24 protein-coding genes and 1 pseudogene are annotated in these 24,921 nt (G+C 57.0%); 17 read left to right on the top strand and 8 right to left on the bottom strand.

Going from position 1 to position 24,921, the window contains the following annotated elements; all coding sequences use genetic code 11:
* Positions 1-120: 120 nt before the first annotated feature.
* From katA to guaA, 6 genes are all read left to right on the top strand, one after another.
* Positions 121-1,617: a catalase KatA gene (katA, locus tag CU102_RS01535; RefSeq protein WP_106709187.1), complete on the top strand. Its 1,497-nt coding sequence runs from the start codon at positions 121-123 to the stop codon at positions 1,615-1,617.
* 112 nt (positions 1,618-1,729) lie between these two features.
* Positions 1,730-3,019, top strand: a complete 1,290-nt coding sequence (locus CU102_RS01530; RefSeq protein WP_106709432.1) for an RsmB/NOP family class I SAM-dependent RNA methyltransferase — start codon at positions 1,730-1,732, stop codon at positions 3,017-3,019.
* Between the two features lie 43 nt (positions 3,020-3,062).
* Entirely contained in the window at positions 3,063-3,518 is a 456-nt protein-coding gene (locus tag CU102_RS01525; RefSeq protein ID WP_106709186.1) for a TspO/MBR family protein, read from the top strand.
* A 1-nt stretch (position 3,519) separates the two neighbouring features.
* Positions 3,520-4,158: a 5'-methylthioadenosine/S-adenosylhomocysteine nucleosidase gene (locus CU102_RS01520; RefSeq protein WP_106709431.1), complete on the top strand. Its 639-nt coding sequence runs from the start codon at positions 3,520-3,522 to the stop codon at positions 4,156-4,158.
* A 48-nt stretch (positions 4,159-4,206) separates the two neighbouring features.
* Positions 4,207-4,536 carry a type II toxin-antitoxin system HicB family antitoxin gene (locus CU102_RS01515; protein ID WP_208113783.1) on the top strand — a complete coding sequence of 110 codons (330 nt, stop codon included), beginning with the start codon at positions 4,207-4,209 and terminating at the stop codon, positions 4,534-4,536.
* 127 nt (positions 4,537-4,663) lie between these two features.
* The gene (gene guaA, locus CU102_RS01510; protein WP_106709185.1) at positions 4,664-6,226 is read left to right on the top strand and encodes a glutamine-hydrolyzing GMP synthase; all 1,563 of its coding nucleotides are present in this window, start codon (positions 4,664-4,666) and stop codon (positions 6,224-6,226) included.
* A 238-nt stretch (positions 6,227-6,464) separates the two neighbouring features.
* On the opposite strand, the gene CU102_RS01505 is transcribed toward guaA, so the two are convergent.
* Both CU102_RS01505 and CU102_RS01500 read right to left on the bottom strand, forming a co-directional pair.
* The gene (locus tag CU102_RS01505; protein WP_106709429.1) at positions 6,465-6,950 is read right to left on the bottom strand and encodes an SRPBCC family protein; all 486 of its coding nucleotides are present in this window, start codon (positions 6,948-6,950) and stop codon (positions 6,465-6,467) included.
* A gap of 10 nt (positions 6,951-6,960) precedes the next feature.
* Positions 6,961-7,326 carry an ArsR/SmtB family transcription factor gene (locus tag CU102_RS01500; RefSeq protein WP_106709184.1) on the bottom strand — a complete coding sequence of 122 codons (366 nt, stop codon included), beginning with the start codon at positions 7,324-7,326 and terminating at the stop codon, positions 6,961-6,963.
* A 104-nt stretch (positions 7,327-7,430) separates the two neighbouring features.
* On the opposite strand from CU102_RS01500, the pseudogene CU102_RS31050 reads away from it, so the two are divergent.
* Positions 7,431-7,556: pseudogene (locus tag CU102_RS31050) on the top strand (IS6 family transposase); the annotation flags it as partial.
* An 84-nt stretch (positions 7,557-7,640) separates the two neighbouring features.
* Here CU102_RS31050 and CU102_RS01490 read toward each other — a convergent pair.
* Positions 7,641-8,543 carry a LysR family transcriptional regulator gene (locus CU102_RS01490; RefSeq protein ID WP_106709183.1) on the bottom strand — a complete coding sequence of 301 codons (903 nt, stop codon included), beginning with the start codon at positions 8,541-8,543 and terminating at the stop codon, positions 7,641-7,643.
* A 165-nt stretch (positions 8,544-8,708) separates the two neighbouring features.
* Here CU102_RS01490 and CU102_RS01485 point away from each other — a divergent pair, with 165 nt between their 5' ends.
* From CU102_RS01485 to CU102_RS01460, 6 genes are all read left to right on the top strand, one after another.
* Positions 8,709-10,229 (top strand): ABC transporter substrate-binding protein, encoded by a 1,521-nt coding sequence (locus CU102_RS01485; RefSeq protein WP_106709182.1) that lies wholly within the window; start codon positions 8,709-8,711, stop codon positions 10,227-10,229.
* Positions 10,230-10,298: 69 nt separating this feature from the next.
* On the top strand, positions 10,299-11,216 hold the full coding sequence (locus CU102_RS01480; protein ID WP_106709181.1) for an ABC transporter permease: 918 nt from the start codon (positions 10,299-10,301) through the stop codon (positions 11,214-11,216).
* A gap of 34 nt (positions 11,217-11,250) precedes the next feature.
* Complete coding sequence (locus CU102_RS01475) at positions 11,251-12,111, top strand: ABC transporter permease (protein WP_245425133.1); 861 nt, start codon at positions 11,251-11,253, stop codon at positions 12,109-12,111.
* A gap of 1 nt (position 12,112) precedes the next feature.
* On the top strand, positions 12,113-13,081 hold the full coding sequence (locus CU102_RS01470; RefSeq protein WP_106709179.1) for an ABC transporter ATP-binding protein: 969 nt from the start codon (positions 12,113-12,115) through the stop codon (positions 13,079-13,081).
* Positions 13,078-14,067 carry an ABC transporter ATP-binding protein gene (locus tag CU102_RS01465; RefSeq protein ID WP_106709178.1) on the top strand — a complete coding sequence of 330 codons (990 nt, stop codon included), beginning with the start codon at positions 13,078-13,080 and terminating at the stop codon, positions 14,065-14,067. Before CU102_RS01470 ends, CU102_RS01465 begins: the two co-directional genes overlap by 4 nt.
* Positions 14,057-15,445 carry a M20 family metallopeptidase gene (locus CU102_RS01460; RefSeq protein ID WP_106709177.1) on the top strand — a complete coding sequence of 463 codons (1,389 nt, stop codon included), beginning with the start codon at positions 14,057-14,059 and terminating at the stop codon, positions 15,443-15,445. Before CU102_RS01465 ends, CU102_RS01460 begins: the two co-directional genes overlap by 11 nt.
* Positions 15,446-15,490: 45 nt before the next feature.
* Here the strand turns inward: CU102_RS01460 and CU102_RS01455 are convergent, their stop codons facing one another.
* Positions 15,491-15,955 carry an Lrp/AsnC family transcriptional regulator gene (locus CU102_RS01455; protein ID WP_106709428.1) on the bottom strand — a complete coding sequence of 155 codons (465 nt, stop codon included), beginning with the start codon at positions 15,953-15,955 and terminating at the stop codon, positions 15,491-15,493.
* A 158-nt stretch (positions 15,956-16,113) separates the two neighbouring features.
* Between CU102_RS01455 and CU102_RS01450 the strand changes: the two genes are divergently transcribed.
* Positions 16,114-17,127: a 1-aminocyclopropane-1-carboxylate deaminase gene (locus tag CU102_RS01450; protein ID WP_106709176.1), complete on the top strand. Its 1,014-nt coding sequence runs from the start codon at positions 16,114-16,116 to the stop codon at positions 17,125-17,127.
* 48 nt (positions 17,128-17,175) lie between these two features.
* Here the strand turns inward: CU102_RS01450 and CU102_RS01445 are convergent, their stop codons facing one another.
* From CU102_RS01445 to CU102_RS01435, 3 genes are all read right to left on the bottom strand, one after another.
* Positions 17,176-18,528 carry an SLC13 family permease gene (locus tag CU102_RS01445; protein ID WP_106709175.1) on the bottom strand — a complete coding sequence of 451 codons (1,353 nt, stop codon included), beginning with the start codon at positions 18,526-18,528 and terminating at the stop codon, positions 17,176-17,178.
* Between the two features lie 123 nt (positions 18,529-18,651).
* Positions 18,652-20,178 (bottom strand): malonate--CoA ligase, encoded by a 1,527-nt coding sequence (locus CU102_RS01440; protein ID WP_106709174.1) that lies wholly within the window; start codon positions 20,176-20,178, stop codon positions 18,652-18,654.
* On the bottom strand, positions 20,175-21,608 hold the full coding sequence (locus CU102_RS01435) for a malonyl-CoA decarboxylase (protein ID WP_106709173.1): 1,434 nt from the start codon (positions 21,606-21,608) through the stop codon (positions 20,175-20,177). The genes CU102_RS01440 and CU102_RS01435 overlap by 4 nt, the downstream gene beginning before the upstream one ends.
* 159 nt (positions 21,609-21,767) lie before the next feature.
* On the opposite strand from CU102_RS01435, the gene CU102_RS01430 reads away from it, so the two are divergent.
* The 3 genes from CU102_RS01430 to CU102_RS01420 all read left to right on the top strand — a co-directional run bounded on the left by CU102_RS01430 (position 21,768) and on the right by CU102_RS01420 (position 24,275).
* Positions 21,768-22,433, top strand: coding sequence for a GntR family transcriptional regulator (locus CU102_RS01430; protein WP_106709172.1), 666 nt, complete (start codon positions 21,768-21,770; stop codon positions 22,431-22,433).
* Positions 22,434-22,537: 104 nt separating this feature from the next.
* A protein-coding gene (locus tag CU102_RS01425; RefSeq protein ID WP_208113789.1) for an IS6 family transposase occupies positions 22,538-23,232 on the top strand; the annotation gives its coding sequence in 2 pieces (ribosomal slippage) (positions 22,538-23,111 and positions 23,111-23,232; 696 coding nt in all).
* A gap of 200 nt (positions 23,233-23,432) precedes the next feature.
* Positions 23,433-24,275 (top strand): GNAT family N-acetyltransferase, encoded by an 843-nt coding sequence (locus CU102_RS01420; protein ID WP_106709170.1) that lies wholly within the window; start codon positions 23,433-23,435, stop codon positions 24,273-24,275.
* 422 nt (positions 24,276-24,697) lie between these two features.
* Here the strand turns inward: CU102_RS01420 and CU102_RS01415 are convergent, their stop codons facing one another.
* A complete protein-coding gene (locus CU102_RS01415; RefSeq protein ID WP_106709169.1) occupies positions 24,698-24,919 on the bottom strand; it encodes a hypothetical protein in 222 nt (73 codons plus the stop codon).
* Between the last annotated feature and the right edge of the window lie 2 nt (positions 24,920-24,921).

The raw sequence follows: 24,921 nt of genomic DNA, 5'->3' as shown, positions 1-24,921 counted from the left end.
TTATTCTAAATTCAATTGGAAACTATGATTAGAAAGGTTCTATGGTATTGGTGAGGATGCGGCTGCCCTTGTGCGCCGGCGATTCCAACTGTCAAACACGAGATTCAAGGGGAGAAGCCAATGGCTGACCGTCCGACATTGACGACAACTGCCGGTGCGCCGGTATCAGACAATCAGAACAGCATCACCGCGGGCGAACGCGGTCCTGTCTTGATGCAGGACTACCAGCTTCTGGAAAAGCTGGCCCACCAGAATCGTGAACGCATTCCCGAACGCGTCGTGCATGCCAAAGGCTGGGGTGCATTCGGCACGCTGAAGATCACGGGCGACATTTCCCGCTACACCAAGGCGAAAGCCTTGCAGCCCCGTGCGGAAACGCCGATGCTGCTGCGCTTTTCGACGGTTGCCGGTGAGCTCGGCGCTGCCGATGCGGAGCGCGATGTGCGCGGCTTCGCGCTGAAGTTCTACACCAGCGAAGGCAACTGGGATCTCGTCGGGAACAACACGCCGGTCTTCTTTGTGCGCGATCCGCTGAAATTCCCCGATTTCATTCACACGCAGAAGCGTCATCCGCGCACCAACATGCGTTCCGCAACCGCCATGTGGGACTTCTGGTCGCTGTCGCCGGAGAGCCTGCATCAGGTCACGATCCTCATGTCCGATCGGGGTCTACCGGTCGCTCCGATGTACATGAACGGCTACGGCTCGCACACCTATTCCTTCTGGAACGACAATGGCGAGCGTTTCTGGGTCAAGTTCCACTTCAAGACCCAGCAGGGCCACAAGTTCTACACCAATGCCGAAGCCGAAAACCTTATCGGCAAGACGCGCGAATCCTATCAGGAAGAGCTGTTCGGCGGCATCGAGCGTGGTGAGTTCCCCAAATGGACCGTTCAGGTCCAGATCATGACCGAAGCCCAGGCCGAGCAGACCTCGTTCAATCCGTTCGACCTGACGAAGGTCTGGCCGCATGGCGAGTTCCCGCCAATCGAGATCGGTGTCATGGAACTCAACCGCAACGCTGACAACTACTTCGCAGAAATCGAGCAGGCGGCCTTCTCGCCGTCGAACGTCGTGCCCGGTATTGGCCATTCGCCGGACAAGATGCTGCAGGCTCGGGTGTTCTCCTACGCAGATGCACACCGCTATCGTCTCGGCACCCATTATGAGGCGCTGCCGGTCAACCAGCCGAAGTGCCCTGTCCATCATTACCACAAGGATGGCCAGATGAACTTCTTCGGCCAGAAGACCGGCAATGTCGACGCCTATTACGAGCCGAACAGCTTCTCCGGTGCCGTCGAGCAGCCTTCGGCAAAAGAGCCGCCGCTGCCAATTTCCGGCGCTGCCGACCGCTACAACCACCGTATCGGCAATGACGACTACGGCCAGGTGACGGCGCTGTTCAACCTGTTCGATGCCGGTCAGCGCTCGCGCCTGTTCTCCAACATCGCTGCGGCGATGGGCGGCGTACCGGGCGAGATCATTGAACGGCAGCTGGCGCACTTCAAACGCGTGCACCCGGCCTATGAAGCCGGCGTACGCGCCGCATTGAAGGAAGCGCATGGCTACGAAGCCAACGCAATTTCCAACGAAGAGAAGAACGCAGCTGCCGAGTAATCGCCGCTCGAACCATCTTCATAGCAAATCAGAAAGCCGGAGTTCACGCTCCGGCTTTCTTTTCTTGCCGGGCCCATGTATGCGACACTCTTGATTGAATGAAGGAATGAACATGCGACTTGGTGGACGCCTGCAGGCGGCAATCGAAGTTCTCGACGATATTGAAAACCGCAAGCGGCCAGCCTCGGATGCTCTGAAGGATTGGGGTCTGTCGCATCGCTTTGCCGGTGCCGGCGATCGCGCGGTCATTGGCAATATCGTCTACGATGCCCTGCGGCGGAAACTTTCGCTCGGCTGGCGCATGGATAGCGACGCCGCGCGCCACATCGCTTTTGGCGTCCTGCTTTCGGATGCTGAACTTGATATCGAGGACATCAACACCGCCCTCGAAGGCGATAAATTCGCGCCCGAACCGCTGGAAGCAGAGCGCATGGCGAGCTGGGGTGAGCGCGATCTCAGCTCTGCGCCGGATCATATCCGCGCCGATGTTCCAGAATGGTGCATTCCGCATTTCCAGGCAATCTTTGGCGACAGGTGGGTCGAGGAAGCGGCAGCCCTCAGTGACCGCCCGCCGGTGGACCTTCGCGTCAATACGCTGAAAGCCGATCGCGACAAGGTGCTGAAGGAACTTGCTCGCGCTGGCGCCAACCCCGCGCCCCTGCTGGAAACGGCCGTGCGTGTGCCGCCCCTGCGTGCCATGGGACGCCATCCCAATGTCCAGGCGGAACCTGCGTTCCAGCGCGGCCTGTTTGAGGTGCAGGACCTCGGATCGCAGCTCGCGGCCAAGCTCTCAAGCGCCAGGGCCGGCGAGCAGGTGCTTGATTACTGCGCCGGTGCCGGCGGCAAGACGCTCGCCCTTGCGGCCGAGATGGGCAATAAGGGCCAGATCCATGCTTACGATGCCGAGCGCGCCCGGCTAGCTCCGATCTTCGACCGGCTGAAGCGGGCAGGGGTGCGCAACGCGCAGGCCCACGCCAATGTTGGCGATCTTGCCCCGCTCGAAGGCCAGATGGATCTCGTGCTCGTTGATGCGCCGTGCACCGGATCGGGCACATGGCGGCGCCGTCCCGATGCCAAGTGGCGCCTCAGTGATCAGCAGCTCGAACGCCGCGAAGTCGAACAGCGCGAGGTGCTCGATGCGGCAAAAGCATATGTGAAGCCGGGTGGACGCCTCGTCTATATCACCTGCTCGCTGTTTGCGCCGGAAAACGGCAATCAGGTTGCCACATTTCTGGAGGCGAACAGTGACTACAGCAGAGTCGATACGCGAGCCTTGTGGGATCAAGCCGTGTCAGCAAAGACCGAACTGAAGCCGCTGTTCAAGGATGGAACGGCGATTCTCTCACCCCTGTCGACATCCACGGATGGCTTCTTCATTTCAGTTCTCAGGCGGGAAAAATAACGATACAAACGGGACAGCACCGTACGCATGAGAGAGGTCATGTATGTCCCGTTCGCAGGCGCTTCTGTTGTTTCTCGTATTGGTTGTCGGCGGCGGTCTCGCCATAGGTTACGTCACCTTGCCGGGCGAATGGTACGCCAGCCTGATCAAACCCTCTTTCAACCCGCCGAACTGGGTCTTCGCGCCGGTCTGGACAGTCCTTTATGTCCTCATCGCCATTGCCGGTTGGCGGGTCTGGGATCACGAGCTGACCGCACCGCAGCAATTCTGGTGGGGGCAGCTGGTGCTGAATTTTCTCTGGTCGCCGATCTTCTTCGGCTTGCAGCAGATGGGGCTGGCCCTGGTCGTCATCGTCCTTCTGCTTCTCGCCATCATCGGCTTCATCAAGGTGACCTGGAAGTCCGAACAGGTCTCGGCTCTGTTGTTTCTTCCTTATCTCCTCTGGGTGGCGTTTGCGACGCTCCTCAACGCTTCACTCTGGATGCTCAATGCAGGTTGACATGTTGGCTTACTTAACGCCGCTCGCCGGCAAACGTGTACTCTTTGCCATGGCCGTGGATGCGGAATACGGGCCACACCTGCAGCAGCTTTTCACACCGCTGATTACGGGTGTCGGTCCGGTGGAAGCTGCCGTGAGCGTGTCGGCTACGCTGGCCAGTCTCGCTGCCAACCAATCCTTGCCGGATCTAGTCGTCTCGCTTGGCTCGGCCGGATCGCGAACGTTGGAGCAAACCGAGGTCTATCAAGTCACCAGCGTCTCTTACCGCGACATGGATGCATCGCCGCTCGGCTTCAAAAAGGGTGCGACGCCTTTCCTCGATTTGCCTGTCACGGTGCCGCTCCGACACCGCATACCCGGCGTCAAGGAAGCAACGCTTTCGACCGGCGCCAACATCGTCTCCGGCAACGCCTATGATCTGATCGACGCTGATATGGTCGAGATGGAGACTTTTGCGGTCCTGCGCGCATGCCAGCGTTTCGAATTGCCGCTCATCGGCTTGCGCGGTATCTCGGACGGCGCCGCAGAACTGCGCCACGTCAGCGACTGGACCGAATATCTGCATGTGATCGATGAAAAGCTGGCACGCGCAGTGGAGGCGATGGCTGAAGCGATCGTATCGAGAGCCATCGTTTTGTGATCCTTTTAGGCTATTTCTCGATACAGAAAAATGATGCATGATTTGCCTATGACCACGATGCACTACAAAGGCTATGAAGCCACTATAGAGTTCGATGAGCACGCCAATGTTTTTAATGGCGAAGTGGTCAATTTACGCGATGTCATTACGTTTCAGGGCTCGTCAGCGGCGCAGCTGAAACAGGCGTTTGCGGAATCGGTAAAGGATTACCTGGCATTCTGCGCCGAGCGCGGTGAAGAGCCGGAAAAGCCATTCTCCGGCCAGTTCGTGGTGCAGGCCGAACCCGATCTGCACAAGGCCATTTCCAGCGCGGCACAGCGGGCAGGCGTCAGCCTGAACAAATGGGTCGTCACGACGCTTGAACGCTCGGTCCGCTGACGATCATTGCCATCTCCTGAATCAATTTGGCAATGGCTTCATCCATCCTGTGAACAATCGGAATCACTTTTTGAGTCACTTGCGGTAACCCATTGCGCCGACTCGACATTTGCTTTAAAGGCCCGCCATGAACACACCCACTCATCCCGATACAGTCCTCATCGTCGATTTCGGCAGCCAGGTTACGCAGCTGATTGCGCGCCGCGTGCGCGAAGCCGGTGTCTATTCCGAGATCGTCCCGTTCCAATCCGCTGACGAAGCTTTTCGCCGTATCAACCCGAAGGCGGTCATCCTTTCCGGCAGCCCGCATTCGACTGTCGATATCGGCAGCCCGCGTGCGCCGCAGGAAGTCTTTGATGCCGACATTCCGGTCCTCGGCATTTGCTACGGTGAACAGACCATGTGCGCCCAGCTTGGCGGCAAGGTCGAAGGCGGTCATCACCGCGAGTTCGGCCGCGCCTTCCTCGACATCCAGGAAGATTGCGCGCTGTTCGACGGTGTCTGGGCCAAGGGAACACGCCATCAGGTGTGGATGAGCCACGGCGACCGCGTCGTCGAAATTCCGGATGGTTTCAAGGTCGTCGGCACATCGACCGGCGCGCCGTTTGCGGCGATCGCCAACGAGGCACGTAAATATTACGCCGTGCAGTTCCACCCGGAGGTCGTACACACGCCGGATGGGGCCAAGCTCCTCGAAAATTTCGTCCATCGCATTGCCGGGATCCAGGGCGACTGGACCATGTCCGCCTATCGCGAGCAGGCAATCAATGCGATCCGCAAACAGGTGGGCGACAAGAAGGTCATCTGCGCGCTTTCCGGCGGCGTCGATTCCTCGGTGGCGGCCCTGCTGATCCATGAAGCGGTTGGCGACCAGCTGACCTGCATCCTCGTAGACCATGGCCTGATGCGCAAGAACGAGGCTGCGGATGTCGTCAAGATGTTCCGCGAGCATTACAATCTGCCGCTCATCCTCGTTGATGCGTCCGAGCGTTTCATCAGTGCGCTCGAAGGCGAATCCGATCCCGAGAAGAAGCGCAAGACGATTGGCAGGCTCTTCATCGAAGTCTTTGAGGAAGAAGCCAAAAAGCTCGGTGGTGCCGATTTCCTCGCGCAGGGAACGCTCTATCCGGATGTCATCGAAAGCGTCTCCTTCACCGGTGGCCCTTCGGTGACGATCAAGTCGCATCACAATGTCGGCGGTCTGCCGGATCGCATGAACATGAAGCTGGTCGAGCCGTTGCGCGAGCTCTTCAAGGACGAGGTTCGCGTCCTCGGCAAGGAGCTCGGCCTGCCGGAGCATTTCATCGGCCGCCATCCTTTCCCGGGGCCTGGCCTTGCCATTCGCTGCCCCGGCGGCATCACCCGCGAGAAGCTGGAGATCCTGCGCGAGGCCGACGCGGTCTATCTCGATGAGATCCGCAAGGCCGGTCTCTATGATGTCATCTGGCAGGCTTTTGCCGTGCTCCTGCCGGTGCAGACCGTTGGTGTCATGGGCGACGGCCGCACCTATGAGTTTGTCTGCGCGCTGCGCGCCGTGACTTCGGTCGACGGCATGACCGCCGATTTCTATCACTACGACATGAGTTTCCTCGGTCAGGCGGCAACGCGTATCATCAATGAAGTCAAGGGCATCAACCGCGTTGTCTACGACGTCACTTCAAAGCCACCCGGCACGATCGAGTGGGAGTGACGGATACAAACGGGGGCAATAGCGTAGTTTCGGCGGCTATTTTCGCCGCCGTTCGAACGTCGTTCCAGTCCGTCTCTCAATTTCTGACGCTCTTCATTTCGTATCGTCAGCTCCGATCTGCGCCCGCTTTCGCAATGATGTAAAGTCGCTTCAACGAACCGGAGTGCCCTGGCGTAGCGTGGCGTGCAGAAAGGCGGAGTAGTGAAGAGCCAAGCGGCCGACCTCGAGATCGACGACTTCATGACCCTCCCACGCTCGCGCCCAGGCTGACGAGAAGCTCGTCTAGTTGCTCGAACTGCTCGGGCATCCCACCCTCCATCCCTTCGATGGCCTCGTCGAGAGCCTCCTTCGAGGGATAGAGTTCGTGCAGGACCAGCAGCGTCTTGTCGCCTTTTTCCTCGAAGGTCACCGTGGTCACGGCAGCGTCATCACTTTCCTCATTCGTCCAGACGAGGCGCGCGTTCGGTATCACTTCGATGTACTTGCCGAAGAATACCATAGGCTCTGAGGCGTCTTGGCCAAATGCAACACGGTACCCGCCTCCGACACGAACATCCATCTCGCAGGAAAGCAGCGGCACGCCCGTCGACTTGGGTGCCCACCACCGCATGAACAGCTCGGGCTTGGTCCACGCCTCGAACACGATGCGCGCGGGGCCATTGAAGATTCGCGTAACGACCAGCTCACGCTCGGACTTCCTTTCTACCGTCGTGCCGTTCTCCATCGGGGCGGGCTCACTCTCTCTTCTTGCGTCCATCGACCTTCTCCTTCCGTTTCAGTTCCTCAACAATCTTGTCCAACTCGTCGAAGCGTGCGTCCCAGACCTGGCGGTACCTCTCTATCCATGCCGCCTCTTCCTCCAGTCCGCGTAGGCCGAGCTTGCAGGTCCGCACGCGCCCGACCTTCTCCGTGGTGACGAGCCCCGCCTGCTCCAAGACGCCGACATGCTTCTTCATGCCTGTAAGGGTCATGTGAAACTTCTCGGCAAGGTCCGTGATCGAAGCGTCTGCACGTCCGAGCTGCTCCAGAACGCCGCGTCGGGTGGCGTCCGAGAGCGCGGCGAACGAGGCATCGAGACGGGCTTTCGCATACTGAACCATTCGGTTCAGTATGTAGCACACGGATTAGCGGCATGCAAGGGAGACCGAGCGCGCTGCTTTGCCGGCCGCCTTCACTCCCAAATCGACCTCATTTCAATGCAGATTCGATCTTCTCTGCCGTCCACAATCTCTTCGTCCCACCCCGCACAAGCCGGTCCGCATTTCAAATTCAATTGCATCGCCTCGGCGCCATGGCCGAGTGGAAAACCATGACCGAAACACTCGCCTGAAAACCCAGATCACTGCTTCCATACATTCTTTTGCCAACAAGGTGACAACGCCCTTTCGCGTGCGATACTGCATTGGTTGGAAAGTCAAAGGGCTATCTGTCCGCCGATTTCATCGGCGAGAAACCGTGAAAAATCGTCGACCAGGCGTGGCAATTTACGCGCCGCCATGGTCTGGATTTCCAGACTTCTGTTGAACGCCGTGTCCTCCACGAATGGGCGGGCGACAAGCAGTCCATCGGTAATCCATGTCCGTACCGAAATTGGAGATGCAAAGGCAATGGCACCACCCTGCCGGGCGAAATGCATCAGGCCAGCACTGTGACTGGACACCATGACGACGTTGAGCAGAACGCCTTCCGCGGCGCAGCGCATGTCAATGACTTGGCGCAGTGTGGTGTCGGGGGTCGAAAGTGCAACAGGATAATTCGCAAGGTCCGCCATCGTTAGATGATCGCGTGCCGCGAGCGGATGGTTTGGATGCATGATTGCCACGGTGGTCACACGGACGCGCCGGACCACATGAACCGGAATTGGTGTGCCGACAGCAAAAGCAATGCCGATGTCGACCTCGCCTTCGCGAACCATCAGCGCGATATTGGGTGGCGCCACGACGTGGATGTCGAAACGCACCTCCGGATATTTCTCCCGGAAGAAATATGCCATCTCGGACATGAAAACATTGGCTAAGCCCTCACTGGTTGCGATGCGGATCGTTCCTCTGAGTGTGTCGACTCTCCCTCGTATCTCAGCTGCAACATCCTCGGCATCCAGAAAGGCGCGACGAGCGTAGTCTGCGAGCTTTTCGCCGGCAGGGGTCAGGACCATGCCACGCGGTTTGCGTTCGAATAGCGGCGTTTCGAATTGCATTTCCAACGCCGAAATTTGTCGACTGATGGCAGAGCCAGCAACGTGCAATCGCTCTGATGCCCCGTTGACCGAACCGATACGCGCGACTTCAAGGAAATATCTCAATGCGTTGGGTAGCATGATTTAAAGGAGCCTCATTGCCGCTATGGCAATGGCCTATTCTAAACATTGATATTGCAGCATGGCAATGGTTGCCTCAATAATGAGCGAAAAATACAACAGGCGAAAAAACGAGCAGCTTGGTTGCCGTGGTATTGCGGCTTCAATAAATGGGAACTACTGGCTATGAAGAAGTTTATTTTCGGCTTGGCAGCGGCTGTCACGCTTGCTGCGTTTAATATCGGTGGTGCTTTCGCAGGAAAGCCGGACAACAGTATCCGATTTGCCTATGATCAAGCACCTGAAAGCGTTGACCCTTATTTCAACAATGTCCGCATTGGTGTGATCATCGGCCAGCATGTCTGGGATACGCTGATCTATCGCAACCCGGAAACGGGCGAGTACAAGGGCGAACTCGCGAGTGCCTGGCAGCAGGTCGATGACCGCACCATTGAATTTGACCTGCAGCACGGAATCAAATTCCACAATGGCGAGGAGTTCGACGCTGACGATGTCGTCTACACGCTCAACTACGTTGCCGACCCAAAACATGGTGTAACGACGCAACAAAACGTCGCTTGGATCGAGAAGGCCGAAAAGATCGACAAGTACAAGGTCCGCCTGACCACCAAGGAAGTTTTTCCGGCAGCGATCGAATATCTTTCCGGACCTGTGGTTATTCACCCCAACGAATATTACGAAAAGGTCGGACCAGAGGGAATGAATGCGAAGCCGGTAGGGACAGGGCCGTTTCGTGTTACCGAATACGATGTTGGCAAGTCCATCACTTTGGAAAAAAACCCGGACTACTTTGCCGATTCTCCCAAGAAACAGGGGCCGATCGAAAAGATCGTGATACGTTTCATTCCAGATCGTCAGACGCAGATGGCCGAAGTGCTCTCGGACGGTGTCGATTTTATCATGTATGTACCAAAGGATCAGGCGGAGCAGCTCGAGGCAGTACCCAACCTTCAGGTGGTTTCGGGCGAGACCATGCGAATTGCCTTCATGCAAATGAATTCGCAAGAAAATACGCCGTCGAAAGCACTTAAGGATGAGCGTGTGAGAAAGGCGATCATTTATGCCATCGACCGCGAAACCATGGTCAAAGAGATCGTTGGAGCAGGTTCACGTGTTCTCAACACGATCTGCTTCCCCAAACAGTTCGGCTGCACCGATGAAGGCGCGCCGGGATACGAATATAATCCTGACAAAGCCAAAGCGCTGCTTGCAGAGGCAGGATATGCCAACGGTCTTGAACTCGATCTGGTTGCCTACCGTGAACGCAATCAGACTGAGGCCATTATTGGTTACCTCAAAGCTGTCGGTATCAATGCCAATCTGCAGTTTCTTCAATATGCTGCCATGCGGGATCTCATCCGCTCGAACAAGGCAATGCTAACCCACCAAACCTGGGGTTCGTTCTCCGTCAACGATGTGTCGGCTGCAACGCCGGTCTATTTCGGGTATGAGAAAGACGATATCTCACGTGATTCGGAGGTGCGGGACCTTCTCAAGAAAGGTGACACGACAATGCTTCCAGAAGATCGCAAGGCCGCCTATCACGATGCGCTCAAGCTCATTGCCGAGCACGCCTACGCTGTGCCTCTATATTCGCTGCCGGTCTACTATGTCGCGACAGCCGATTTGAACTTCAAAGCCTATCCGGACGAGATGCCCCGTTTCTGGGAAATGACCTGGAAATAGCTGCATTAGCGCTCCGTTTCCAATTTCTGGGAACGGAGCGCGCCTTTACATCTTGAAAGGGAATAGCGCATGACGTTTTTCATCCTGAAAAGATTGGGCCTGGCCATTCTTGTTTCGCTGGCCGTGTCGGCAATAGCGTTCTTTCTCCTGCGCATCTCCGGAGACATCGCAATCGCTATCGCGGGGGAGGGTGCACGCGATATCGATATCGCTGCCGCCCGCCAGCTACATGGCCTCGACCGGCCCCTGATTGTTCAGTACTGGGTCTGGCTCCTGCAGATATTCAACGGCGATTTCGGCCAATCGATCTTCTTCAAGAGCGACGTACTGTCGCTGGTTTGGGCCAAGCTCCCGGTGACCCTTCTGCTCGGCGTCCTTTCTCTCGCGTTCGCGCTTGTGATTTCCATACCGCTCGGTATCCTTGCCGCTGTCTTCGCCAACAGTTGGATCGACCGTTTGGCGCTGTCCGTCGCTGTGGTTGGACAGGCACTGCCGAATTTCTTCTTTGCCCTTGTCCTCATTGTGCTCTTTTCGATCACATTGCGTTGGCTGCCCGTTTCAGGGAGCGCCACGTGGGCCCATTATATCATGCCGGTGATTGCGCTCGGCTACTACGTTGCACCGGCCTTCATGCGTCTCGTGCGGGCAGGCATGATCGACGTGCTCTCCGCCGACTACATACGCACGGCGCGCGCCAAGGGCCTTCCCGCTCATATCGTCATTTTCAAGCATGCACTGCGCAACGCCGTGATGCCGGTCGTGGCACTGACGGCGGTCCAACTTGGTTATCTCCTCGGCGGTTCTGTGGTGATCGAGACCATCTTTGCTCTCGATGGACTGGGCTTTCTTGCCTATCAAAGCATCACGCATAAGGACTTCCCGGTTATTCAGGCGGTCGTCATGCTTCTCTCTGTGCTTTACGTGCTGCTGACGCTGCTGGGCGACATCGCCAATGCCTGGCTCAATCCGCGGTTGAGGATCTCCTAAGATGGTCGACGCTGCACTGTCTCTCCAGACAATTATGGAGCCGGCCGCAGGGGCGCGGCTTCGGCGGCGCATGTTCGGTCAGAAGAGCTTTGTCTTGGGTGGCGGACTTCTGCTTGTCATCATAGTCGTTGCGTTGCTGGCGCCATTACTGGCCACACACGATCCTTATACGCAAGATCTGGCACGTCGCATGGTGCCGCCTTTCTGGTACGGCAAAGGTTCATTCGAGCATATTCTCGGGACGGACAATCTCGGTCGCGATTATTTCTCGCGCCTGCTCTATGGCGCGCGCATATCTCTGTTGATCGGCCTTTCCGTCATGGTGATATCCGGCATTATAGGTACAGCGCTCGGCCTTGTGGCCGGGTATTTTGGTGGCAAGGCCGATCTTGCGGTTACCTTTCTCGTCACGACGCGGCTTGCGATGCCGGTCATGCTGGTGGCTCTCGCTGTGGTCGCCATCGTGGGAGGATCCCTGCCGGTGATCATTCTCGTGCTCGGCTTTCTCAAGTGGGATCGTTTTGCGGTTGTCATGCGCAGCGCAACCCAACAAGCCAGATCGCTTGATTACGTGGCGGCCGCCGAAGCTGTCGGCGCCTCGACTTCGCGTATTATACTTGGTGAAATCCTGCCCAATGTCCTGCCGCAACTAATTGTGGTGGCAACGCTGGAAGCCGCCAGCGCCATTCTTCTGGAAGCCTCTCTGTCGTTTCTCGGTCTCGGCGTCCAGCCGCCCTTGCCATCCTGGGGGCTCATGATCTCAGAGGCGAAGAGCTATATGTTCTTCTCTTTCTGGCTGATCGCTATCCCCGGCACCATGCTGGCGCTGCTTGTCCTGGCGATCAATCTGGCTGGCGACGGGCTGAGGGATATTTTCGCCCCGGAGGGTCGCTGACATGGCAGACACTTTGCTTGAGGTCGAGGGCCTGTCGGTCGATATCAAGACCGGCAATGGTACATTGCACACCGTGCGCAACATCTCGTTTTCCGTCAAACGCGGCGAGACGCTCTGTCTGGTTGGCGAATCCGGTTGCGGAAAGTCGATGACCTCTCTCGCCATTATGGACCTGCTTCCCAAAGGTGCAAAGCGCAGTGCACGCCAACTGGTATTCGCCGGGGAGGACCTGACGAGCAAGAAGGCGGACCAGTTCAACGTGCTGCGCGGCAATCGAATGGCCATGATTTTTCAGGAGCCCATGACGGCGCTCAATCCGGCCTATACGATCGGTGATCAGCTGATGGAAGGGTATCGGCGCCACAAGAGCGCAGGTATCGCCGAGGCGCGCGATCGAGCAGTTTTCCTTCTCAACAAGGTTGGCATTGCTGCGGCTGATGAGAGGTTTGGTCAATATCCCCATCAGCTTTCCGGTGGGTTGCGTCAGCGCGTCATGATCGCCATGGCGCTGATGTGTGGGCCGGAACTGCTGATCGCCGACGAACCGACGACAGCGCTCGACGTGACCATTCAGGCACAAATCCTGCGTCTTCTAGCAGAGCTTCGCGAGGAATTGGGCATAGCGATTATTCTTATCACGCATGATCTGGGTGTCGTGGCGCGTATAGCAGATCAGGTTGCGGTCATGTATGCCGGCGAGATCGTAGAGCAGGGGCGGGCAACCGATATCTTCAGCGATCCGCGACATCCCTATACACGCGGCCTGATCGACTGTATTCCCCTTCCGGGCAAGACGACACCGGGCAGAAAGCTTGGTGTTATTCCCGGCGTCGTGCCGTCGCTCATCGGTGAAATCACCGGTTGTACCTTTCGCGATCGCTGCGCTCACGCCGAGGCGCAATGCCGTGAACCTCCACCGCCCAGACAGGTTCCGCATCATTCCTGGCGCTGTATTCTGGAGGACGCATGACCGCTCTCATCGAAGCCCATGATGTCACACGCTCGTTCGAAGTAAGCGCCGGGATGTTCCGCAGAAAACGCAAACTGCATGCCGTCAACGGAATTGACTTGACGCTTGAGAAGGGAGAGGTCCTCGGCATTGTGGGTGAATCGGGTTGTGGCAAGTCGACCCTTGCCCGCATTCTGCTCGGTCTGTTGCCGCCGACCTCTGGAACCATTCGTTTCGACGGTCGGGATCTGCGCACGCTTAAACGGCGTGATTTGGCGCGCCAAGTGCAGCCGGTCTTTCAGGACCCGTATTCCTCACTCAATCCCCGTCGCACAATCGCTTCGATCGTGGCTTTTCCGCTCGATGTGCATGGCATCGGCTCATCCGCCGACCGCAGGCGGGAAGCGTTGAAGATCATGGATCTTGTCGGGCTGCCCGCCCGTTTCGCAGACCGCCACCCGAGAGAGCTGTCAGGTGGCCAACGCCAGCGCGTCGCGATCGCCCGTGCTCTCATCATGAAGCCCGAGATCATTGTTTGCGACGAGCCCACCTCGGCACTTGATGTTTCGGTGCAATCGCAGATCCTCAATCTGTTGCTTGAGCTTCGCAACGAATTTGGCCTGACCTATGTTTTCATCAGCCACAATCTGGGTGTGGTTGAGCACATCGCGACCCGTGTCGCGGTGATGTATCTCGGTCGTGTCGTGGAGCTTGCCGAAACATCTGCGATGTTTGCTAATCCGCGCCATCCCTATACGCGCGCGCTACTATCTTCCATTCTCACACCTGTGCCGGGGCTTGGTATTCCGGAAACAGGCCTCGGTCTTGCTTTCCCGGACCCGCTCAATCCGCCCTCTGGCTGCGTTTTCCATCCTCGTTGCCCGTCGGCTTTCGACGCCTGCAAATGCGTGGAACCACAACTTGCCGGCAATGGACAGGTTCGTGCCGCCTGTCATCTTGAATCGTTTAATACCGGACCAGAAGGAACGTCTGCTTATGAGTCGTGAAGCCGCAATTGCCCGCGCAACAAGCTATTTCGATACGGGCGCCTTTCGTGACGATCTGGCGCGTCGTGTCGCAATGCCCACGGAGAGCCAGAATCCAGAACGGGCTGACACGTTGCAGGCCTATCTTGCCGACGAAATGAAACCGGCGTTGGAAGAGCTCGGCTTCTCGGCCGAAATTGTTCGCTGCGGGGGTGTCACACCGCCATTTCTGCTTGCGCAGCGCATCGAAAACGATGCGCTGCCAACTGTTTTGGGTTACGGCCACGGAGATGTCGTCCGGGGCCTGGATGATGGTTGGTTGCCGAATCTTTCGCCGTGGAGCATGAGCGAGGTTGAAGGAAAATGGTACGGGCGGGGCACCGCCGACAACAAGGGCCAGCATTCGATCAATATAGGAGGGCTCAAAGCCGTCCTTGAAACACGCGGCAAGCTGGGTTTCAACGCCAAATATCTTGTCGAGATGGGCGAGGAGCAAGGGTCCCCCGGACTGCGCGAAATTTGCACACAATATCGGGAGAGGCTGTCTGCCGATCTCTTGATCGCTTCCGACGGACCGCGACTTCGTGCTGAGCGGCCGACCGTGTTTCTCGGATCCCGGGGCGGGGTGACGTTTGATCTTTGGATTGATGCGCGCGAGGGCGGTCACCATTCCGGCAATTGGGGAGGAGCACTGTCAAATCCGGCCATTCAGCTCGCCCACGCCATTGCATGCCTTGTCGGACCGACAGGGCAAATCCGTGTGCCGGAATTGGTGCCGGACGAAATTCCGCAGTCAGTGCGCAATGCGCTTGCCGATTGCGAGATTGACGGTGGGCCTGGTGGTCCGGCAATCGAACCTTGGTGGGGCGAGCCTGGCCTGACAACTGCCGAACGTGTCTTCGGCTGGTGCTCACTGGAAGTGCTCGCTTACGAGACCGGCAACCCGAAAACCCCCGTGAACGCCATTCCGCCACGAGCCTGGGCTCGATTGCAGCTGCGTTTCGTTGTCGGTGTTGATCCGCACGCCGTGCTTCCAGCTGTACGCCGCCACCTCGATCGGCATGGCTTCGCCATGGTAGAAACCGGCCTGTCACGCGATGAAATATTCAACGCCACACGCCTTGATCCGGAAGATCCATGGGTGAATTGGGCCATCGCCTCGATAGCCCAAACCACCGGAAAGAAACCTGCGCTTCTCCCCAATCTCGGCGGATCGCTGCCGAACGATGCATTCTCCGATATTCTAGGAATGCGCACAATTTGGGTGCCACATTCCTATCCAGGCTGTTCACAGCATGCGCCGAACGAGCATCAGCCCTCGGAAATTGCTCGGGAAGGATTGGCGATCATGGCGGGTCTCTACTGGGATCTTGGAGAACCGCGCATCCCGGTGCGTTAGGGTTCTCCACCCTGATAATAGCGCGCTAGACGGAACGAATTATGATCAGAAATCAAGTGGCGCGTTGTCAACGACCTCTTTCATGACGAAAAAGGTTCTGGTCTGACGTACGCCCGGCAGAGCAATGAGCTGGCTGCCATGAATGCGATTGAAGTCCGCCATGTCTCGGACCCTGATCTTCAGGAAATAGTCGAAATCTCCAGCAACCAGATTGCAATCGAGGATGAAACTGAGCTTGGAGACCGCTTGTTCGAACTGGGCAAAGCTTTCCGGCGTCGAGCGGTCCAGGACCACACCAACCATCACCAACGCTGCCCGGTCCACCATTTGCGGTTGCACCATTGCCCGGACAGTTTTGATGTAACCGTCGTCGAACAGGCGCTGAGTGCGGCGATGGCAAGTCGCGGGACTAACGTCGGCGAGGGACGCCAGTTCAGCGTTGGTCAACCGGCCGTTTTTCTGGAGCAGGCGCAGCATTTTTAGATCAATTCGGTCTAGTCCTGCCGACATGAAAGAATCTTCCATAATTAGATCAATCTTTGAAGCTGCAAGACAAAAGCTGTGTCAAAAATTTAGATGAAGCGAATGTTTGCGTCAAACTATGAGAGCACCTTTCATTCGAAGAATGATAGCGTTTTGCTGAAGCAGCCACATCGGAGGGAAAACTCATGTTGGAAAAATTTGAACGCTACCCGCTTACATTCGGACCTACTCCAATTGAAACCCTGGACCGGCTGTCTGAGCATTTGGGTGGGAAGGTCCACCTTTACGCCAAGCGCGAAGATTGCAATTCAGGATTGGCTTTTGGTGGCAACAAATTGCGCAAGCTTGAATACATCATACCGGATGCCATCGCGTCGGGAGCTGATACTCTGGTGTCTATTGGCGGCGTTCAGTCCAATCACACGCGCATGGTTGCGGCAGTTGCCGCAAAGATCGGCTTCAAATGCCGACTGGTGCAGGAAAGCTGGGTGCCGCATGAGGACGCCGTCTACGATCGCGTCGGCAATATTCTCTTGAGCCGGATCATGGGCGCAGACGTCGAGATGGTTGACGAAGGTTTTGACATTGGCATTCGCGAAAGCTGGGAAAATGCCATCGAAGATGTGAAAGCCAATGGCGGCAAACCCTATCCAATTCCGGCGGGCGCTTCAGTTCATAAATATGGCGGGCTCGGTTATGTCGGATTCGCGGAAGAAGTCCGTGCGCAGGAAGCGGAACTCGGATTCAAGTTTGACTACATTGTGGTCTGCACGGTTACGGGTTCGACCCATGCCGGTATGCTGGTCGGCTTTGCCAAGGATGGGCGCGAACGCAATGTCATCGGCATTGATGCCTCGGCAACGCCCGAAAAGACCAGGGCCCAGGTGTTCGAGATTGCCCGCCGTACGGCAGACCTTGTTGAACTCGAACGAGAACTGACCGAGGACGACGTGGTGCTTAACGAAGATTATGCTTATCCGATCTATGGCGTGCCTTCGCAAGAAACCAAGGCTGCCATTCGGCTCTGCGCACGGCTTGAAGGCATGATCACGGATCCGGTTTATGAGGGAAAATCGATGCAGGGGATGATTGATCTTGTCGGGAAGGGCTTTTTCCCGGAAGGGTCTCGGGTGCTTTATGCCCATCTCGGTGGGGCACCAGCGATTAACGGTTACGCCTACACGTTTCGCAACGGGTGAGGCGCGGGAAGAAAGGTGCCCGCGCCAATCCTTTGTCCGTGTCTATTCTCAGATAATGCCGGGGACAACAAGAACGAGCCAGGCGACAACGGGGCCGATAATGGCAATCAATGCACTGTAGATGAGCAGCTTGCGCAGCACATCATCGCGTTCGGCTTCAGGTGCGTTGGCCACCACAAGAGCACCATTGGTCGAAAATGGGCTCGTATCGACAATCGTGGTCGAGATAGCGATGGCGGCGACGACACCGATGGCGCTGATGTGTCCCTGCATGAGGAAGGGGACCGCCAGCGGAATGATCGCGCCGAGCAGTGCGGTCGAGGAGGCGAAGGCTGAAACGATCGCACCGGTGAAACACAGGAGCAGGGCGGCCAGAAGCGGCATGCCGAGACCAGAGATACCGGATGCCACATAGTCCACCGTACCGGCCTTTTGCAGTACACCCACATAGGTGATGATGCCGGCGATCAACAATACGGTTGACCAGCTGACCTTGTCGATCGCCGCTTTTTGCGTCTTGGGCGACAGCAGCGCCAAAGCCACAGCCACGGTGATCGCAACGAGACCCACATTGAACTTGAGGACGAGTGCACCGATGGCGAGTGCGGTGAGGCCAACCAACGTCATCAACCTTTCCCGGGTCAGGCCTTCGCCCGATGGGATTGCCGCGCCTGTGGGTGAAACTGCGCTGCGATGGTAGGCGGGGGACGCCGGTGTGCCGCCATGGCCGACGATCGAGCGCGACGCGCCGGCGAGATGGGTGTCAGGGCCGGGACCTGAGGCGGCCGCATGATTACGCAGGCTCTTCCAGCCGCCAAAAACGAAGAACACGACAATGGCGATGGCGAGGTTGAAGAAGAGGCTGGAGAGAAACAGCGATGTCGGGCCATAGGGCAAGCCGGCTTTCTCGACGATCTGGTTGGTGATGCCACCATAGACGCTGATAGGCGAAAAACCGCCTCCCTGGGCGCCGTGAATGACCATCAGTCCCATCATGACCGCGCTGATGCGGTATTGCGCGGCAAAACGCAAAGCGACCGGAGCCAGAATAGCGACAGCCGCAGGACCGAGAGCACCAAAGCCAGTAATGATAGCAGCGACGAGGAACATGACCCAGGGTATGAGCGCCATATGTCCGCGCACCAGCCGGACGGCCTGTTCAACCAGCCAGTCGATCGTTCCGTTATTCTGGGCGATAGCAAAAAGATAGGTGATGCCGACCAGCGTTAGAAAGAGATCGCTCGGAAAACCGGCGAATATGTCATTGGGCGTCATTCCCATAATCAGCGAACCGACAATGAAGGCGGCAGCGAAGGCCAGCGCACCCATGTTGATTGGTAGGATCGTTGCAATAACGAACATGCCAATCAGGACAAGAATGGATAGAATCTCAATATTCACGGCAAAAATCCTCCCTCTACGGCGCGCCGGACGACGGCCGTCTTTCCTCATTGATGTGGCGTGAGCTCCCCTACGCCGCTTTCGCGCCTGTCATCCTCCCGACGACAGCCTTGCTTGCTTCAGTCATGCACTCGCGCGACCGGTATAAAGATTGCAATAGCGTTCGCGCAGGACGTTTTTTTGGACCTTGCCCATCGTGTTACGCGGCAGGTCATCGACAAAGATGATCTGTTTTGGCTGCTTGTAACGTGCAAGACGATCCCGAAGCGCATCAAGAATAGCTCGCTCGTCAAGGCTGGAATCGGACTGCCTGACGACGATGGCAGTGACCCCTTCGCCAAAATCAGGATGGGCAACGCCGATGACCGCGCATTCGATAACGCCGGGAAGCTGATCAATTTCGCTCTCGACCTCCTTCGGATAGATGTTGTAGCCGCCGGAGATCACCAGATCCTTGCCCCGTCCGATAATGTGTACATAGCCTCGCGGGTCAATCTTGCCGAGATCGCCTGTGATGAAGAAACCGTCGCCGCGGAATTCCGCCTTCGTCTTTTCCGGCATGCGCCAATAACCCTTGAAAACGTTCGGCCCCTTCACTTCGATCATGCCCGTCTCACTTGTGACAAGCGTTTCACCGGTTTCGGGATTGGTAACCCGTACCGTGACACCCGGAAGCGGGAAACCGACGGTCCCGGCAATCCGATCACCATCATAGGGATTGGACGTGTTCATGTTGGATTCCGTCATGCCGTAACGCTCAAGGATGGCGTGGCCGGTGCGTTCTTGAAACGCGCGATGAGTATCGGCCAGTAGCGGTGCTGAACCGGAAATGAACAGTCTCATGTTGGCCACGACGTCGTGGTTTAGCCCTTCATGCTGGAGCAGGCGAACATAGAAGGTTGGAACGCCCATCATTGTTGTAGCACGCGGCATCAATGCCAGGATTTCCGCCGGATCGAACTTCGGCAAAAGAAACATTGATGCGCCGGAGGTCAGAATGACATTCGTTGCAACGAAAAGTCCGTGCGTGTGAAAGATGGGCAGGGCATGGATCAGCCTGTCGTTCGGCGTAAAGCGCCAGTGGTCTCGCAGCGTCAAGGCATTCGACAACAGGTTGTCATGTGTGAGCATCGCCCCTTTCGACCGGCCGGTTGTGCCAGAGGTATAAAGGATGGCAGCGAGATCATCGGCAGTTCTCGAAGCTTCGACAAAATCCGCTGATTCATCATTTGCAAGCTCGATGAGCGATCCGCCGCCATGCTGGTCCAGCGTCTCGACAAGTGCGCCATATTTGGAGGCGATAGTCTTGGTGCCATCTGCACTCTTCGGGTCGGCCACGACAAGACGCGGCTCTGCATCGCTGATGAAATAGTCGAGCTCGGCCAGCGTATAGGCCGTGTTCAGGGGCAGATAGACTGCTCCGCAGCGGATACAGGCAAGGTAAAGCATCAGAGCCTCAGCGCTCTTCTCCACCTGAACGGCAACGCGATCACCGGGCCTGACGCCGAGCGTATCGATGGCGCCTGCGATCCGCCCCGACCACTCCACCATGTCGCCATAGGTCCACCGGCGGCCCTCCGCGGTTTCGATGAAGATGGCATCATCGGCAGCGATTGAACGACGAATAGCGTCAAACAGATGATTGCTCATGAACTCAATTCCTTGCTGTTCGCTTTGTTCTTGTCCGGCTGTTTATCTTTCGTGTTCGTCCCGCTGGTTGCAGCAAAGCTGCGTCCGGACCGTTCGCTGCGCAGCAACTTCCGGACGCCCGGTGCGGCCACGATCTCGTTGCGCTGGGCAAACGCTTCGTGATTGGCTTCAATATCGTCGAGTTTGTAGAGATAATTGACCATGAGGCCATGCGCCTGTCGCATTGCCCGGCTGGACGTGTCGCCAAGAAAATTCATCCGTTCGAGCCGCGCACCATTGCCCAGGTGAAAACGGGCAACCGGGTCGATTGGACGTCCATCTGTTGTACGCCCCTTGAAGAAATACCACGCGGCGGCGGGCATCAATGCTGCTCTCACCGCTGCAGCTTTTGCAGGATCGTCGGACCATTCGGCATCGTCCAGCGCCGCGAGGGTGGCTTGTTCCTCTGTGCTCAGGATCTCAGAGTGTTCCTTACGCCTCTCATGTGTCAGCCAGCCAGAGAATCCTGGAACCGGTGAGAGCGTGACGAACGTATCCAGTTTGGGAAGATCCCGGCGCAAATCTTCCACCACCTGTTTGATGAGGAAATTGCCGAAGGAAATGCCGCGCAAGCCGGCCTGACAGTTTGAAATCGAATAGAAAACGGCGGTTCTGGCATCCTGTGCCTGAATGGGCGCGCGCGTCTCATCGAGGACAGCGGAAATGTTTTCGGGAATGTCCCTGGTCAACGCGACTTCAACGAAGATGAGGGGGTCATCAGCGAGCTGCGGATGAAAGAAGGCGAAACATCTGCGGTCGGCAGGCGCGAGCCGCCGGCGCAATTCATCCCAATTGCCGATCTCATGCACCGCCTCATAGCGAATGATCTTTTCGAGGATATGGGCAGGTGTCGACCAGTCAATGGGGCGCAGGATCAGAAAACCCCGGTTGAACCAGGAGGCAAAGAGATGGGCAAAATCGGCATCGACGGTTTCAAGATCGGGCGTGTCGGCTTTCAGCCTCAACAGCCGCTCACGCATACGCACGAGCGTGGAAATGCCGCTCGGCGCAAGATTGAGGCGCCGGATCAGTTCCTGCCGGCGGGGTTCGGCCGCCTGATGAAGTTCAAGCACTGCCCGTGAGGTCCGCGCAGCGCGATAGGCCTCGATCGCCGCATCGAGTTTGTCCGGGTCCGGACCGAATTTTTCGAAGAGCAGAAGCATGAACTTGCGCTGGTCTTCATCGCTCAGGCGCAACCACTGCTGCAAGATTTCTGCTGCAAGCGCCATGCCGGAGGCCTCGCCGCGGCTCGACAACAACATCTCACACAGGCGTTCGAGACCCGAAATGCCAGAGGGGAGCCGTTCCGCACGGGGGGCGAACGATAACAGCTTCCGGCCTCGCTCCGTTATGGTCTGCACCATGTCGCTGAAAAAGGATGTGCCAGTCATTGCGAGCTCCGATGTATCGGATGGGTGAAACAGGAAGATAGTTTGGGCTGGGATTATTCCAAATCTCCCGCCGGAGTGATATAAGGTTTCAACGATCTAGCGTGCAAAGTCAACATCCTTGTATGCAAGAATAAGAGTTATGCATTTTTTAGAGGGCTCATGGCCGAAAATATCGTACAAAGACTGAGAGATGAGATCGAAAACGGGATTGTCACAAATCAGTTTGCTCCAGGCGACAGGCTGGATGAAATGCAATTGGCCAAGCATTTTGGCGTCTCGCGAACACCTATCCGCGAAGCGTTGATGCAGCTTGGCGCCATTGGCCTGATTGAGATGCGCCCCCGTCGCGGCGCCGTGGTTGTTGAGCCGGGACCGCACCGGATCTATGAGATGTTCGAGGTGATGGCCGAATTGGAAGGAATGGCCGGGTCGCTCGCCGCACGCCGCCATACGGACACGGATCGGACCGAGCTGCTTGCCGCTCATGGCAGATGCGAACAATCCGCCAAAGCCGACGACGCAGATACCTATTATTACGACAATGAACTGTTTCATCAGGCCATCTACACTGCAAGCCACAGCAGCTTTCTGATCGAGCAATGTACGGCGCTGCATCGCCGCTTGCGCCCTTATCGCCGCCTCCAGCTTCGCGTACGCAATCGGATGAAGACGTCATTTAGCGAACATGGAGGTATCGTCGAAGCTATCCTGTCGGGAGAAGCGGAGCTGGCTCGCGCACTGCTCCGGCAGCATATCGCCGTGCAGGGCGACCGCTTTAGTGATCTCGTTGCAACCCTTGCCCAGCGCGAAGTGCGCCCGGGCTAGTGTGACAAGAGTTGGGCCCGACCTTAAATCTATATGGTTCTGTCGCGAACTTTTCAGTTGCGAGTCTTGTGGCATTAGTCTTCGACGGTTCTCGGAGGTTTGTAATGTTCAAAGGTTGTCATTTCGATCGCTCAGTCATTCTACTTTGCGTACGCTGGCGCGATCTGGAAGAAATGATGGCTGAACGCGGCACCAGCGTCGATCATTCCAGTGTTCATCGCCGGGTCGTCCGCTTCTCGCCATTACTGCTGAAGCGGTTCAATCTGCGCAAGCGCGCCGTGACCCGCAAATGGCACATGGACGAAACCTACATTAAGGTACGCGGGCAATGGCGGTATCTCTATCGGGCTATCGACAGCGTCGGTGACACGGTCGAGTTCCTGTTCAGCGAACATCGTGATCCAGCCGCAGCAAAGCGTTTCTTCAAGCGAGCTCTCGCACGGCACGGAAGTCCCCGTCGCATGGTCATCGATGGTAGCCAGACCAACCATGAAGCCATTGTTTCCTGCGATATGACACATCGACTTCAAGTCCACACGGCGGGATCCACAAAGCCGATCGCGATCCGCAAAAGCAAGTATTTGAATAACCGGATAGAGCAGGATCACAGGAGGATCAAACGTCGCATCCGACCGATGCTCGGGTTCAAATCGTTGGTGGCGGCAAACAGCATCCTGCAGGCATTGAGATGATCCACATGATGCGAAAACGACAGGCGAGGTTCGCCTTCAATCCAAATCCGTCTCTGGCCGAGCAGTTTGCTATTCTGGCTGCGGGAGACAATTCTCACCACCTGTAATTCCCGCCACACTGCAAAATTTCGCGACAGAGCCCTATACAGGACATTCAACCGTGGAACTACCATCGCAAGGCAACTTCTGACATACCCGTGCAAGAACTGCTGGCTAAGTCAGCGAGGCCCCGAGCCATGGAGTTCATTTTACAGATAACAATTGTGGACAATACTTGGATGGGCTGAAACTCTAAACAGGAACCGGCATGCCCCCAATCATTCGAAAAGCCAGCCGCGCCGATCTCGATATCATGATCGACTGGGCCGCAAGGGAGGGCTGGAATCCCGGCCTCGACGATGCGCCTGCCTTCTGGGCGGCAGATGCGGCAGGATACTGGGTCGCCGAGGAAGACAATGTCGTCGCGGCGGCGCTTTCGTTGGTCCGCTATGGTGCGACCTATGCCTTTCTCGGTTTCTACATGGCGCATCCGGATTATCGCGGCCAGGGCATCGGCTTCGCCCTCTGGCAGAAGGTGGTACTGAACGCGGGAGTTCGTACGATCGGGCTCGATGGCGTGGTGGCGCAGCAGGACAACTACCGCAAATCGGGTTTCGTCCATGCGCATGCCAATTTTCGTTATGGCGGCGAGGTCCAATGTGTTGGGCCATCGGCTACGGCGTTGGTTTGCGTCTCCCCGGCGCATGTCCCGATATTGGTCAATTACGACGCGCGTTTCAATCCGGCCCGGCGCGATGCTTTCCTGCGCGAATGGCTGAAGGCACTTTCAACGCGCAAGAGCTTTGCGCTGATCCGAAACGCAGAGATATTGGGCTATGGCAGCATCCGCGCCTGCCGGGAGGGCCACAAGATCGGACCATTGTTTGCCGATACGGAGACGAGCGCAGACCTAATCTTTCGCAAACTGGTGACGAGCGTCGGCGGTGGCCGGATCTATCTCGATATCCCCGAGCCGAACGCCGCCGCGCGGGCGCTCTGCGATCGCTACAATCTGAAGCCGGTGTTCGAGACGGCGCGAATGTATCGCGGCCGGACGCCGGATCTGCCCCTTGGCCAAATCTATGGGATCACCACGTTCGAGCTTGGATAGGGGATTTGGCTGGCATCAGGCCAGTGGAAATGATTGTGCTGCCTGCCGATGATCAGGACGCTGGAAAACGCTGGTATCTCGACTGAGTCAGCGTCGACCATTCATCGGATCATCGCTTTGACGGTACTATATTGGAATTGCCAAATCCGATTATCGACGTTCGCAGCGCGTGCAAAATGTCCGATAGATGTCGATAGTCCACAGAATTTTTACAGCTGCAGCTGCGCCGAAAAACCCTGTAAAATCAACAGGCTAACTTTTTGACGGTCCCGTTAGCGGTGTATGAAGCGCGACGAGAAATTTTCGATAATAAAAACAAATGCTTAGAGTATAAAAAATAATTGAGTGGGAGTGAATAGGCGCTGACGGCGCAAGCGAAGCGCCGTCGGCACGCGTGTCTGCAAACCTGATTGTATTCACTTTTATACGCTGGTGCTTCGCGCGCTGCGCCATTTGGTGGTATATGGCAGCACGAACATATAAAGGCCGCTGAACAGGAGCAGGAACAGCGGCGGCAGCGGCGAGTAGACGATCCAGGCAGGCGGTTGCCCCATCCCCATGGCGACGAAGTTGGCGATCACGGTCACCGTAAAGGCGATCGAGAGCCAGCGGTGGATTTGTCGAATAGATTTGTTCCAGTTCAATG

It is taken from the genome of Phyllobacterium brassicacearum (genome assembly GCF_003010955.1).
Taxonomy (GTDB): domain Bacteria; phylum Pseudomonadota; class Alphaproteobacteria; order Rhizobiales; family Rhizobiaceae; genus Phyllobacterium; species Phyllobacterium brassicacearum.
The sequence above is the reverse complement of the archived record's forward strand: the minus strand, read 5'-3'. Positions and strand labels throughout refer to the sequence as shown.